At 50.3% G+C, this 12728-nt stretch carries 13 protein-coding genes; 10 read left to right on the top strand and 3 right to left on the bottom strand.

What is annotated here, in order from left to right; translation table 11 throughout:
* On the top strand, positions 1-272 hold a 272-nt coding region (locus MMG03_RS05435; RefSeq protein ID WP_275976886.1), incomplete at its 5' end, for an FISUMP domain-containing protein.
* 95 nt (positions 273-367) lie between these two features.
* Positions 368-1441 carry a Fic family protein gene (locus MMG03_RS05430; protein ID WP_346348704.1) on the top strand — a complete coding sequence of 358 codons (1074 nt, stop codon included), beginning with the start codon at positions 368-370 and terminating at the stop codon, positions 1439-1441.
* Positions 1442-1562: 121 nt separating this feature from the next.
* Here the strand turns inward: MMG03_RS05430 and MMG03_RS05425 are convergent, their stop codons facing one another.
* Positions 1563-3158, bottom strand: a complete 1596-nt coding sequence (locus MMG03_RS05425; RefSeq protein ID WP_249505814.1) for a bifunctional anthranilate synthase component II/anthranilate phosphoribosyltransferase — start codon at positions 3156-3158, stop codon at positions 1563-1565.
* 166 nt (positions 3159-3324) lie between these two features.
* Positions 3325-4737: an anthranilate synthase component I family protein gene (locus MMG03_RS05420; protein ID WP_073158014.1), complete on the bottom strand. Its 1413-nt coding sequence runs from the start codon at positions 4735-4737 to the stop codon at positions 3325-3327.
* Positions 4738-5363: 626 nt separating this feature from the next.
* Here MMG03_RS05420 and MMG03_RS05415 point away from each other — a divergent pair.
* Genes MMG03_RS05415 through MMG03_RS16285 form a run of 5 tightly spaced genes read left to right on the top strand, consistent with a single transcriptional unit; the run spans position 5364 to position 9514 of the window.
* Positions 5364-7070 (top strand): type II and III secretion system protein, encoded by a 1707-nt coding sequence (locus tag MMG03_RS05415; protein ID WP_249505876.1) that lies wholly within the window; start codon positions 5364-5366, stop codon positions 7068-7070.
* Between the two features lie 29 nt (positions 7071-7099).
* Entirely contained in the window at positions 7100-8131 is a 1032-nt protein-coding gene (locus tag MMG03_RS05410; protein ID WP_249505813.1) for a hypothetical protein, read from the top strand.
* The gene (locus tag MMG03_RS05405) at positions 8128-8985 is read left to right on the top strand and encodes a hypothetical protein (RefSeq protein ID WP_088665599.1); all 858 of its coding nucleotides are present in this window, start codon (positions 8128-8130) and stop codon (positions 8983-8985) included. The genes MMG03_RS05410 and MMG03_RS05405 overlap by 4 nt, the downstream gene beginning before the upstream one ends.
* Positions 8982-9296 carry a prepilin-type N-terminal cleavage/methylation domain-containing protein gene (locus MMG03_RS05400; protein ID WP_073158030.1) on the top strand — a complete coding sequence of 105 codons (315 nt, stop codon included), beginning with the start codon at positions 8982-8984 and terminating at the stop codon, positions 9294-9296. Before MMG03_RS05405 ends, MMG03_RS05400 begins: the two co-directional genes overlap by 4 nt.
* Entirely contained in the window at positions 9284-9514 is a 231-nt protein-coding gene (locus MMG03_RS16285) for a prepilin-type N-terminal cleavage/methylation domain-containing protein (protein WP_073234831.1), read from the top strand. Before MMG03_RS05400 ends, MMG03_RS16285 begins: the two co-directional genes overlap by 13 nt.
* Before the next feature lie 68 nt (positions 9515-9582).
* On the opposite strand, the gene MMG03_RS05395 is transcribed toward MMG03_RS16285, so the two are convergent.
* Positions 9583-11154, bottom strand: coding sequence for a glycosyltransferase (locus tag MMG03_RS05395; protein ID WP_170932275.1), 1572 nt, complete (start codon positions 11152-11154; stop codon positions 9583-9585).
* A 160-nt stretch (positions 11155-11314) separates the two neighbouring features.
* Here MMG03_RS05395 and MMG03_RS05390 point away from each other — a divergent pair, with 160 nt between their 5' ends.
* From MMG03_RS05390 to MMG03_RS05380, 3 genes are read left to right on the top strand one after another with little or no spacing between them, the layout of a single operon-like run.
* Complete coding sequence (locus MMG03_RS05390; RefSeq protein WP_249505812.1) at positions 11315-11815, top strand: sulfurtransferase TusA family protein; 501 nt, start codon at positions 11315-11317, stop codon at positions 11813-11815.
* 10 nt (positions 11816-11825) lie between these two features.
* Positions 11826-12410 carry a hypothetical protein gene (locus MMG03_RS05385; RefSeq protein WP_073158038.1) on the top strand — a complete coding sequence of 195 codons (585 nt, stop codon included), beginning with the start codon at positions 11826-11828 and terminating at the stop codon, positions 12408-12410.
* A gap of 14 nt (positions 12411-12424) precedes the next feature.
* Positions 12425-12700, top strand: a complete 276-nt coding sequence (locus tag MMG03_RS05380) for a hypothetical protein (RefSeq protein ID WP_073234834.1) — start codon at positions 12425-12427, stop codon at positions 12698-12700.
* Positions 12701-12728: the final 28 nt, after the last annotated feature.

Raw genomic sequence — 12728 nt, 5'->3', positions numbered from 1 at the left:
GTGAGGCTCTTAAGTCGGGCAGTGGCTGGTCCGGCAATGGCAACGGAACGGATACCTACGGCTTCTCCGCGCTCCCTGCAGGCGACAGCTACCGCAATGGTAATTTCTTCGATGCCGGCAACTATGCCTACTTCTGGTCTGCCTCTCAGAGCGAGGGCCTTAGCAGCTACGCCTACGGCATGTACTTGTACTACGGCTACGAGTCTGCCTGCATGTACTACTACAATAAGAACGTCGGTTACTCAGTGCGTTGTCTCCAAGGCTTCAACTAAACTTTTACCTAAAATACTCCGTTTAGAACGAAAAGTTTGTGAAAAGGTGGTTGTTTGACTACCTTTTTTACGAAATTTTTGCTACTTTAGATGGCGTGAGATACCTAACATTAGAAAAAGCCATTGATGCGTGGAGAAAACTCCAGCCTATTTCAGATGAAAATAGGGCCCGTCTTGCTCGTCGTTTTTCCGTTGACTTCAACTATAACAGCAACCATATCGAGGGGAACACCCTTACTTATGGACAGACGGAAATCCTTTTGCTGTTCGGGAAGGTTATTGGTGAAGCGAATGTGCGGAGCGTTCAGGAGATGGTGGCCAGCGAAGTTTCTCTCAAGATGATGGTGGCTGAAGCTAAAATCAAGGAAACTCCACTTACACAAAATTTTATACGGGGCCTGCATCATACTCTATTGCGGGAGGATTATTCCGTTCATCGTGAACTGCCTGGTGGAATGCAAGTCGGGTATGTGGTTCACGCAGGGCAATACAAGACTCGCCCAAATAGTGTCATTACGCGTTATGGAGATCGGTTCGACTATGCGTCACCAGAAGAAACTCCTGCACTGATGACGGATTTGGTGGATTGGTATAATGCTGCAGAAAAAGAGGGGAAGTTGTCTCCTGTGGAATTGGCTGCGCTGTTCCATTATCGGTATATTAGAATCCATCCATTTGAAGATGGAAATGGTCGAATCGCTCGTTTGTTAGTCAATTATATTTTGGCAAAACATGATATTCCCATGGTAGTTGTTCGCAGTCGAAAGAAAGACGAATACCTGGAAGCCTTGCATGCAGTCGATTTGGCTGTAGGTGCTGCGCCGACATTAGGCGCGAATGCCTCGTTGCGAACTATCGCTCCATTTCTCAAGTATTTTAAGAATATGGTGGCGCAAGAAATTGATGGCGATGTTCGCTTTCTTACAAAGCGTGGTGAAGATATCTGGTGGTATGATGGCGAGTGCGTTGAATTTCGCACCCCGAATTATGGCCGTATTTTGAACCTTATGCAAAGTGAACCGGTTTTGACGCTTGCCGATATTCAGCGAAAACTTGGTATTCGAATTTCAGCGGTTAACAAGCTGGTTCAGCACCTTCTTGATTGCCATTATATTGAACGCGGGAATGATGTTGGCAAATGGCATGTGTTTATCGTGCCGTCAGTTTAGAGGCATTGCCTAATCTCCTGTTTTTGATGACTTTTGGCGAGTAAAAAAACTCCCCGACCGTTGCGGTTGGGGAGTTTTGAAAGCTGGATTCTCGCTTTCGCGAGAATGACACTGGGAGGGACTAGCTATTGCTTGCAGCCTTCACGGCTTCGATGGTCTTCAGCACGGAGCCGTCTTCGATTGCCTTCATGGCCATGTCGTAGCCTTCCTTGATGGTGGCGGCCTTCTTGCTGATGTAGAGGGCGGCGCCAGCATTCAGGGCGCAGGCGTACTTGATGCCCGGACGGCCCTTGCCGTTCAACATGTCCAGACCCAGCTTGAAGTTTTCTTCGCCGGTGCCACCTGCCAGATCGTCTTCGTCCACAGCGGGAACGCCGAAGTCCTTGGGGTCGATGCGGTATTCCTTGTATTCGCCGTCTTCCAGGATTTCTGCGATGGTGGTGGGAACGCAAGGAGAAATTTCATCGTAGCCGTCGTCGCTCAAGGCTACCATGACGCGCTTTGCACCCAGAGCCTTAGCTGCCTTGGTAAACGGTTCCAAGACGGCCTTGCTGTACACGCCAAGGCAAAGGTACTTGGCGTCTGCAGGGTTGGTGAGAGGTCCGATGAGGTTCATGATGGTCTTGATGCCGAGGCAACCACGGACAGGACCTGCGTAACGCATTGCGCCGTGATAGACGGGAGCCATGAGGAATACGAAACCGGTTTTCTGCAGAACTTCGGCAGCCTTTTCCGGAGTCATGTCAAGCTTGAAGCCTGCAGCGGTGTAGAAGTTTGCTGCACCAGACTTACTGGAAACGGCGCGGTTGCCGTGCTTTGCAATCTTACAACCGCAGGTTGCTGCGATAAGGCCAGACATGGAGCTTACATTGAAGCTGCCCTTGCCGTCGCCACCGGTACCCACGATGTCGGTGAGTTCGTCGCCAGCAATGGGGAACTTGCGCTTCTTGCGGCTAAGCACAGCGGCGCAGCCTGCGATTTCGTCAGCCACGGGACCCTTGCAGGAAAGTGCGGTAAGGATTGCTGCCATCTGGCGTTCATCCATAATGCCATCGGTCAAGTCGTCCATGAACATTTCAGCAGTTTCGCGAGTCAGGTCCTTGCCTTCCATGAGAGTGTTCAATACACCGCGAATGTTCTGCGGTTCACGACGGTAGTTGAGGAATGCCTTAAAGAAATCGGCTTCCCTGTCGCTGGCGATGGATTCCGGATGGAACTGCACACCTTCGATATCCAAGGTCTTGTGACGAATGCCCATAATGTCGCCGTCTGTGGCGCGGGCGGTCACTTCGAATTCCGGCGGGAGGGTGGTTTCGTCAATGACAAGGCTGTGGTAGCGGGTGAAGGAATTCTTTGCGCCCATGGTGCGGAAGAGACCCTTACCGTCCAGGTTGATTTCTTCGACGATGCCGTGCTTGATGAACTTTGCGCCAACGATCTTTGCACCGAAAGCGTAGCCAATAGCCTGGTGACCAAGGCAGATGCCGAGAATGGGGAGCTTGCCTGCGAAGTGCCTGATGGCTTCAACAGAGATGCCTGCATCTTCAGGGCGACCCGGACCCGGGCTCACAATGAGGCGGCTGGGGTTCAGTGCTTCAATGTCGGCGATGGTGCATTCCTTGCTGCGGAGCACGCGGATTTCTTCGTTAGTGATCTTGGCCAAAGCCTGGTAAACGTTATAAGTGAAAGAGTCGTAGTTGTCAATGAGGACGATCATGATAAATCCTTTAGGTTCGAGGTTTGAGGTCGTTCGCCCCACAAGGGGGCTCTCTTTGAGGGCGGCCTTCGGCCTTTGAGTTTTAAGTTACGCGGCGTAGCCGCCATTATCTAGCTCAAAGCGCCTTCGGCGCGACCTCGTAGCTGAAAGCGTAGCGACCTCGTACCTATTTACTTCCTTCCAGCACTGCTCTTACAGCGCCCAGCTTTTCGTTAGTTTCTTCAAATTCGCGTTCTGCGTTGGAGGCGGCCACAATGCCACCGCCAGCCTGCAAGGTGATCTTCTTGCCCTGCTTGAGACAGCAACGGATAGAAATACAGAAGTCCAGGTCGCCATCGGATTCAATGTAACCTACAGCGCCTGCATAGAAACGACGCTTGACTTTTTCGAGACCAGAAAGGATTTCGATAGCGCTGATCTTTGGAGCGCCGCTCACGGTACCAGCTGGGAAGCTGGAACGAAGCACTTCAATAGACTTCTTGCCGGCGCTGACCTTACCCTGAACGTCAGAAACCAGATGAATCACGTGGCTGTACTTTTCGCATTCCATGAACTTCATGGCTTCCACAGTGCCAGCGGCACAGACGCGACCCAAATCGTTACGAGCCAAGTCAACGAGCATCAAGTGTTCTGCACGTTCCTTCGGATCGTTCTTCAGTTCCTTCATCAGTTCGTAATCTTCCTTTTCGTCCTTACCGCGGCGGCGTGTGCCGGCAATAGGATGGATGGTTGCGATACCATCACGGACGCGTACCAAGCTTTCTGGAGATGCACCAATAAACTGGTGGGTGCCGTAATCCAGGTAGAACATGTAAGGAGACGGGTTCACGGAACGGAGGCGGCGGTAAATGTCCAGAGCCTCGATGTCGCTTTCGAACTGGATGCGGCGAGAAGGCACGGCCTGAACGATGTCGCCTGCCACAATGTGCTTCTGCAGTTCTTCCACCTTCTGGGTGTATTCTTCCTTGGACTTGGAAAGATCGGTAACGGTAACGCCCTTGGCCACTTCCGGTTCCGGAGCCAGGTAGCTGAAGTCCAGGTCGGCCAGGCGCTTCTTTACGTTTTCGATAGCGGCAGGCAGGTCCACCTGATGTTCTTCGTAGTTCAATGCGAACAGGTGAAGCTTTTCGGTGTAGTGGTCGAACACGATGTAGATGTGACCTACCATGAATTCAGCTTCAGGAATGTTCAATTCGTCAACCTGGGGGGCCAAGTGAATGGTATCGCAGCGGGCGCAGAATTCATAACCAAGGTAGCCCACGCCAGAAGAAGGAATCGGCATCTGGTTAGGCGGCACGGTGTTTTCGCCGGAAATGATCATGAGGGCGTCGAGAATGTCGCCTTCGCCTTCCTTCAGGAATACGCTTTCCTTGCCGTCGACGACGATGGAAACGTCATGCTCGTTCTGGCGGAGACGGAAGGCTTCGTCGACCATCAAGGTCGAGTAGCGGCTACGGCCATGAGCGAAAGAAGCGGATTCAAAGATTGCCTTTGCTCCCAGCTTCTTGCCGAGAGAGAAAGGTGTATAGCGTTCGCCGGGGAGGGCGACGTAGATGCTGTCGGTACGAGGTTCCTTCATGTTCAATCCTTCGTTTTTCGTCGTCACCCTGAGTGAAGCGAAGGGTCCAGCATAGCATGGATTCTTTCACTGCGTTCAGAATGACGCACTTATTAAAATTCTTTTGGCGAGGCTTCACGACCCGAAACAGGGTTGTGGTTCCGACCCGGAGGAACAAGAATTTTAAGGAAAAATTTAAGGCCTCCAGGGAGTCTGGAAGCCTTGCCGCTTTGCTCTTACGCTTTAAACGCGCGATACAATTTGCAAATACCAGACTCTATGTTAGAGTCCGCGCCACCATCGGCCGTCGAATGCAACTGTAAGAGCATAAATCATCTTCATGTCCAAAATTTATGAATATCCCTACCTGTTGGCAAGGGATTTTTCGTAAAAAAGGGGCTGTAAAAACGTAAAAAATGTGCCGGTTGCTTTTTTTATCCAGTTAGCGTTAAATTGTCTGCAGTTTTATATATTATCTCCATCACTTCAAATTGGAGTGCTTTCTCTATATCCCTGGCCGGGCGCCCTTGTGGGCGGTATAAGCCTAACCAAATCGGGATTTCTTGCATCCTTTAAAAGTACTGTTCTGGGCCCTTTGGGGGGCTTTCAGCGGCGTTGCCTTTGCGCAGGCGGTCGCTTTGGATTTTGTGGACACGCCGATTGCAGATGTGGTCCGTTCTGTTTCGCGGGCCTATGATACGCCGATCCTGGTAGATGGAAATCTGGATATCCGTGTCACTTTTCACCTTGAGGGGGTGGGGGTGTTAGATGGACTAGCGGCCCTGTGTGAGGCTCATGGGCTAGAGCTGGCCCAGTCGGGAGAGGTGTTTCATGTGCGGCAGGCCCGCATTCGCGGGGAGCACCTGTTCTCTATGCATGATTCCCTGATTTCGATTTCGGTTAAGCAGAAGGGGATCGCAGACTTTATAAGGGAATTTGGAAATAACACGGGAATGAACGTCCTGATGATGGAAGGGGTACATGGGGAAGTGAACGGCAATCTTCAAGGTGTAACGGCCGAAGAAGCCTTGCGTCTGCTGATGAAGTCTAATGGTTTCAAGTTGGTGCGGGACGGGGCTGCTTTTCGCGTAGAAAAAGCCGGTGATGCAGAATCTGAAAGCGTTACTGCCGATGGGGTTTCTGGAACTTTCGGTCATGCGGAGGTGGGGCAAGTCTTTTTGCAGAAGGATAGTTTGTGGGGAGATTCCTGCTATTCCATTGACGCCAATGAGGCTCCTCTAGAACGTGTGCTAAAGGAATTGTCCGATGTGGCGAACCTAGACCTGGCGCTTTATGGTGAAATGGCCGAAGTGGTTCGCCTCCGTTTGAAAAACGTACCGTTGGAGACGTTGCTGTCGGCTATTTTCAAGGACCGCCGTCTAGGATACTCCCTGGATCGTAAAACCCTGTATGTGGCAGGAACGGGACGTCTAGAGACGTTATCAATAACGCGGCTCTATACTCTGAAACATGTGCATACGGAACGGGCGCTGGGGCTCCTTTCCAAGTTTCCCCATAGTTCCGGTTTTGTGGCTGTAGAGGTAAAGGAGCAGAACAGCTTGCTGTTGAATGGCTCCGGCGAAGATATTCGCTTGGCTGAAGATTTGCTGTCCCAGGTAGATGTTCCTGCCTTGCAAGTGACATTGTCTTGTCTGATTGTAGAATTTAAACGGGGGAAAAATTTTGAAATCGGGATTCATGGTGGGGCGGCCCGTAAGACGGGGGAGAAAAATGTGGGCTTCCGTGGGTTCTGGGATTTTACAGATTCCCGTTGGCAAAAGTCGGGGGCCTTTGGAAAGGTGGGCGTGTTGCCGGACCGTTTTGAAATGGAATTGGCCGCCCTCGAAGAAAATAATTCTGCGGAAGTGTTGGCTCGGCCTAGGCTAGCCACGATTAACGGTAATAAAGCCGAATTGAATGTGACCAATACCGTCTACTATCTAGTGAGTCAAGTTTCGGCAGATGGCTATCCCATTACGGATTACCGCTCCTTTAATGATGGAATTTCTCTAGAAATCACGCCGACGGTCACGCAGGACGGAAGTATTACCCTGGAAGTTTCGCCAGAAATAAAGACCGCTGGACGTAGTACCGGAGATGGTCCACGAGACATTAGTACCCGCAATCTAAAAACGGTTGTGGTGTTGAAGGATGGGGAAACTTTTTGTCTTGGCGGGCTAATCCGCAAGAACAAAACGGAGGTGCGGTCGGCTGTCCCCTTTTTGGGAAGTTTGCCGTTGGTGGGTCGATTGTTCAGCTATGTGTCGGAGGAAGAAGAGGAAAATGAACTTGCCATTTTTATAACGCCTCACATAGAAGACCTGAATTATCTTGAAGGTGGGCATGTTCCGTGATAAAGCGATGTTATTCTGCTGATTGTGAATTGCTGACCTGGGAATGGACGACGACTTACGACAAGTCTCCCACGGTGCAGGAATTGCATGAATCCTTTGAAATGGATTTCCCCTTGACGTGCGAAAGGTTGCGGATGGCTGGTAGGCGCTATTGGCTGTTTCCCCTGATATCCTTTAATTCGGCTGAAGGCCGTCGTTTCCGTTATCTGGCCGTTCTTGGTTGCGAAGATCTAGAACCTTGTAAAGGGATTGTTGGATGGAGGAAAAACTTGGGCTTGGTTCGGATGCTTCCAAAAAGTTTTTGGATTTATGGGGCCGCCGATGAAATCCTGCGAGGTAGTCAACTAATGGGCAAGGACTGGGGTGGGAATGGGCTGTTCTATTTTTTGGAAGGAGGGACGCTCACTGTATTGATTTTCTTTGAAGGGCGTCTTTGCCATTGGCTAGAGGAAACCGGCTATGAAAAAGATGATTCTTTGAAAAATCGACTTGAAACCTTGAGGGGCTTTGTGAAGCAAGACGCTCTTTTTAGTCGATATGAAACTATGGAATTCATACGGATTGAGTGTCCGAAAGATGTATCGCAAACGGTCTGGAAAAACGGCTTGTTTAAAAGGGCTGCCATGGATCCCTTGGGGCGAGAAATCAATTTGTGTGATGATAATCGGTTTGTTGGATTGTCGATGTACGCCATCTTTTTTGTTGTGTTCGCATTTCTTTTAATTGGAGCGTGGCTGTGGTGGATCGGCTCCTCGAAAAAATCAATTCCCCTGGAAGATGTGGTTCCTCCGGAACTGACTACGGTTCCTGAATTGCCTATGGTGTCTGAAGAAACAGTCTCTGAAAAAGTGACGGAGTTAAAACCCTACATGGGGACTGTGACTATGAAATGCGATTCTTCTGTGCGGGTACAGGGGGTTGTGTCTGGGAAGTTGTTTATTTCGGATGGAAAAACTTTTTTTAGGGGAGATTCTCTTGGAGGGCTTGTTGTGCGGGACGTTCTAAAAAATGGTGTTCTCTTTTCTTGCAGAAATAAACAGTTTTTTGTGGAGGTTAAATGAAGGGGGCTGTGTTGCCCGTCGTGGTGGTAATCTTGTTATGTGTCGGTTTTATGGTCTCCGCCTTGCTGTCTATGCCAGGGGGTGTCTTGCGAAAGGCGAAATCTCTAGAAAAGGATCTGCAGACCTTGTATGATAGTGAATCTAGAATGCTAATGCACTTGGAGGGGTTCGTCGATACTAGTGTTGATTGTGCTCCGGCAGGCCCATGGGTGGAACTATCGACTCCTGTGGATTCTCTTCGGCGTCTAAAGGTTTTGGCGGGACGTCGTTTGGATTCTTCAGAAAATTCTTCGCAGATACCGCGCCTGCTGAAGAAAAATATCGTCGAAAATTTTCGGACAAATCTCAACCGGGAAATCCTGCTGAAAAAGAACCTCGTCATAAAATCGGGCAACCGCCGTCTGATGGGACCTGCAGAAAATATTTCCCTGTTTGTTCAGGACGGAGATTTGCTGGTGGACTATTTCGGATCCGCCCAATCCTGTAATTTTAAGTCCACGGGGAGTATCTCTGTTCGAGGTTCCGCAATGTTTGATACTTTGCGATTGTATGCTGCCGGGATGATAGCTTTGTCTGGCCATGTCAGGGCTGGGTGGCTTGAAACCTATAGTTCTGATCAGCAGGAAGTTTCTGGAAATGTTCGTTTTTCTGGAGCCCTCCTGGCAGATGGTCCCGTTGTTTTGCGACAGCGCGCCTTGGGGGAATATCCTTCTGCCTTGATGTCGTTGAACGATTCTGTGGAATATGCTCCCCGGAATATATCCGCTCCATTGTTGCTTCCTGCCAGAGATTTGGCTTCGGACGGCAATTCGTTTTTGTCTGGCCTTGAACCGTTTCGCTGGAGCCTGCAATGAACCTAAACTCTTGCCGAGGCTTTACCTTAATGGAGGTCTGGACAGCGATTGTGGTCATGTCTGTCGGGATGTTGGCGGTTGACCGTATGTTCGACTTCTTTAATCGAATGAAGACGGCTGAACGCAATCAAACTCTGGCCTTTGAATCGGCTGTCACTAAGGTTGAAAGCTTTGTTTTAAATCCGCCTCCCTGCAATCAGCTTGACTCGGTGTTGCCAGGAACCGGTCTCGCGTGGGCTGATGTTCTTGTAACTCCAGAACCTCCTGCTCATCCGGTTCATTTTAGAAGGCTTGTCCAATGCAAACGATAATCCGTCTGCAGAAAAATAGAGGCTTTACCTTGATGGAATTGATGGTTGCCGTGTCTGTTGCGTCCGTCGTTACATTGTCTGCATTTTTGTTTTATGTCAGATATCATGAAGCGACGTTACACCTTCAACGAAAATACATCACGGAATCTCGAATTCAGATAGAACAAATGAATGGGGTTCTTCCCTATGGTAAGGGGCGATGTTATCAAAGACGGTAAATGCCTGATGCTAAAAAAAAGAAACCCCGGCGAAAAAGCCGGGGTTTAATCTCTAGGTGGGTTAGCTGTTAGCCTTGACCCTTGTCCACGTCTTCAACGAAATGATTTTCGTCCTTGCGAGCCTTGTGAACTTCAACCAGGTTGCCCAGGTAATGCATGAAGCTCAGAACGCCAACAGAAAGGAAACCGATGGAGTAGAGGGCGAGGAACGGTCCGATAATGAACTTCTGTGCGCCGATGTATTCCAGCATACCGAAGATACAGTAGACGCCAACGCCCAGTTCAAGGATTGCCTGCCAGGGGAACTTCTGCTTGTAGTGGCTGGTAGCCTTCTTCTTCTGGCCGACACCGCTCTTGGGGGTGCGGACGAAGCCGCTCTTGCGGCCGGTGATTGCGGCGAACACAGCCTTGGAGTTGCTGACTGCGATACCTACACCCAGTGCCATAAGGATCGGCATGCTGAGGAGGCGGACCTTCCAACCGGTATAGCCGGAGCAACGCTGTGCAACGAAGTAAAGAACAGAAGGAGCGATTGCAGCGAGGAAGATGAATGTGAAGCCTACTGTGTAAACCCAGACCGGCAGGTTAGCTACGGGCTGGAAGAATGCCAGCAGGGGCCATGCGCAAAGTGCAGTGAACAACATGCAGGGGTGAATAGAATAGTGAGTCGTATGAAGGATTGCGCCAATCTTTACGCGAGTCGGAACGTTGGACTTGAGAACGCGGGGCAGAATCTTGATTGCGGTCTGGATAGAGCCCTTTGCCCAACGGAACTGCTGAGCCTTGAAGGAGTTGATATCGTTGGGGAGTTCTGCAGGAACGATCACGTCGAACACGAACTTCATCTTCCAACCAGCAAGCTGAGAACGGTAAGAAAGGTCCATGTCTTCGGTCAAGGTATCGCCTTCCCAGCCGCCACCGCCATAGATGGCCTGCTTGCGCCAGACACCTGCGGTACCGTTAAAGTTCATAAAGAGCTTGCCCCAGCTACGTGCAGACTGTTCCACCACGAAGTGGCCGTCGATACCGATAGACTGAGCGAGAGTAAGACCGGATTCGGTGCGGTTCAGATGACCCCAGCGACCCTGGACCAGGCCCACCTGTTCGTCCATGACCATGTAGGGGATGGTCTTCAGGAGGAAGTCCTTCTCCGGTACGAAGTCGGCGTCGAAGATTGCAAGGAATTCACCCTTGGCGACAGCCATGGCTTCCTTAAGAGCACCGGCCTTGAATTCCTGACGGTTGGTGCGGTGGATGAGCTTGATGTCGTAGCCCTTGGCTGCCAGTTCTTCCACCTTCTTCTTGGCGACTTCATAGCATTCGTCGGTGGAGTCGTCCAGCACCTGGATTTCGTGCTTGTCCTTGGGGTAGTCTATGGCGCATACGGCCTCAAGGAGTCGTTCGACGCAGTTAGCTTCGTTGAATACGGGAAGCTGGGTGGTGACTTGAGGCAGGTCTGCCATGCTGTGTTCGCGATAGAACTGCAAGATTTTCTTGCGGTCGGAAAGGCGTGTGGTACGGCTGTTCTTGAGGAACAGGTAGATGCTGTAGTAGCAGCTGAAGCCGTAGATGACGAGTCCAACACCCGCGATCACGTAGACCGCGAACATGATGTCCAGTAGGATTGTACTGATTGCCATAATAACCGTATAACCTGTATTAAAATAATGGCCTTTTTCAAGGTTTGGGGCCAAATATAGAAACCCGATGTGAAGTTTGCTACATTATATTGTGATTATCTGGTGTTTTTTACCTAAAATTTGGTCAAATATGGCTGGCGAATTGGAAAAAAGTCCTATCATGAAATGGTTGACCGCCAATCAGGGGCTGTCTAATTTTGATGAATCCTTAAAAAAGCTGCTGGCTTTTGCCTGCGCCGACTGGATTCGTCGTGGTTCCGGCAGGGTGGTTCCGCCGGAAGAGGCTCTTGCCATGGTGGTTGCCGCCAATTTGCCCGGAATTCCCATGGGACCATGGCTAGAGGAGCCATGTGCCAATGGTATTAAAATTGCCGAATTTTGCGAAAAAATAAAGGTTTTAGAACTGCCGAAGGAACTTTGTTCTGATTTTCCTGAACTTTTGGACTTGCGCGGGGTGGTATGCCCCAGAAACGCGGCCCGCAGTCGGCTGGTGCTTGCCGGAGCTCCCAAGGGGACCCGTATGACCATCTATCTAGATGAGGGGTCGCCCATCGAAAACGTACCCCAGTCCTTGGTCGCCGATGGCCATATTGTGGAAAATCGCGAAAAAAAAGGAAATTTTTGGTCTATAAGTGTGGTTTGCGGCGGTGCAATTGTGTAGATTATAACATGTGGAAAACCGTATATTGATATTAGGCGATGAATTTCTGGGAGAACAGGGCGAGGCGGCAAACCGTTGCTCCGAAATGATCCTGTGTCGAGAAGCTAATCGGCCTATCCAGTTTTCCATCAATGCGCCTGCCCCCCAGAGCATGGCTCAGCTTTTGACCCGGGCTTCTTCCGACATTATCGGCAAAAAGGCTGGCCGCCTTATCATCGGTCTTGGACTTCGCGAACTGAAGCGGGGCGGTGTAGACTATAATGGCGTTTTTGATCGGTATAGCGCATTGGCTAGCGAACTCCTGAACAAGACAACCGCTCCACTGCATTTTTTGACTATTCCCGAAGACATGTTTCCTCCGGAACCGGCGCAGTTGACGGCCCTGAACGAACGAATTTTTGAATTGGCCGGACGAAACGAGAAGCGGGTCTTTGTAGAAGATTTCGCAGCCCATGCCGCGAAATACAAGGAAAAGCAGCTGGAAAGGGGCAAGTTTGGACGTAGCCTCTACACAGAAGAGGGAAGGGCTACCCCCTTGTGCAATATGCTGCTGGGCTTATTCATGTATGATTTTATAATTAGAGAAATAAAATAAGAAAAGGTGGAATAATGGAAATCAAGACTGAAAAGAAGCGTACTCCCCGTGAACCTGCCGTTCCCCAGATGGGTATCTGCGACAAGTGCAAGACTGAAGCCCTCCTTAAGAAGTTCCGTTTCAAGGAAACTTCTATTTCTGACGGCGCGGCAAGCTTTGGTACCGTGGTCAAGCGTCTCTGCGAAAATTGCGCTCCCAAGTCAAAGGCTCAGAAAGAGGCTGACGTTCCTTCCATGTCTAGCAAGGAAATCAGGAATCTGATGCGCTCCGTGAAGAAGAGCCTCCGCTAGAGGGCGGCTTCAAATAGGTAATTTTTAC

The organism is Fibrobacter sp. HC4 (assembly GCF_023373925.1).
Taxonomy (GTDB): Bacteria; Fibrobacterota; Fibrobacteria; order Fibrobacterales; family Fibrobacteraceae; genus Fibrobacter.
The sequence above is the reverse complement of the archived record's forward strand: the minus strand, read 5'-3'. Positions and strand labels throughout refer to the sequence as shown.

Excerpts from the sequence above, each read along its gene's own strand:
- MMG03_RS05425 (WP_249505814.1), bottom strand. The coding sequence starts at position 3,158 with ATGATCGTCCTCATTGACAACTACGACTCTTTCACTTATAACGTTTAC.
- MMG03_RS05420 (WP_073158014.1), bottom strand. The coding sequence starts at position 4,737 with ATGAAGGAACCTCGTACCGACAGCATCTACGTCGCCCTCCCCGGCGAA.
- MMG03_RS05405 (WP_088665599.1), top strand. The coding sequence starts at position 8,128 with ATGAAGGGGGCTGTGTTGCCCGTCGTGGTGGTAATCTTGTTATGTGTC.
- MMG03_RS05400 (WP_073158030.1), top strand. The coding sequence starts at position 8,982 with ATGAACCTAAACTCTTGCCGAGGCTTTACCTTAATGGAGGTCTGGACA.
- MMG03_RS16285 (WP_073234831.1), top strand. The coding sequence starts at position 9,284 with ATGCAAACGATAATCCGTCTGCAGAAAAATAGAGGCTTTACCTTGATG.
- MMG03_RS05395 (WP_170932275.1), bottom strand. The coding sequence starts at position 11,154 with ATGGCAATCAGTACAATCCTACTGGACATCATGTTCGCGGTCTACGTG.
- MMG03_RS05390 (WP_249505812.1), top strand. The coding sequence starts at position 11,315 with ATGAAATGGTTGACCGCCAATCAGGGGCTGTCTAATTTTGATGAATCC.
- MMG03_RS05380 (WP_073234834.1), top strand. The coding sequence starts at position 12,425 with ATGGAAATCAAGACTGAAAAGAAGCGTACTCCCCGTGAACCTGCCGTT.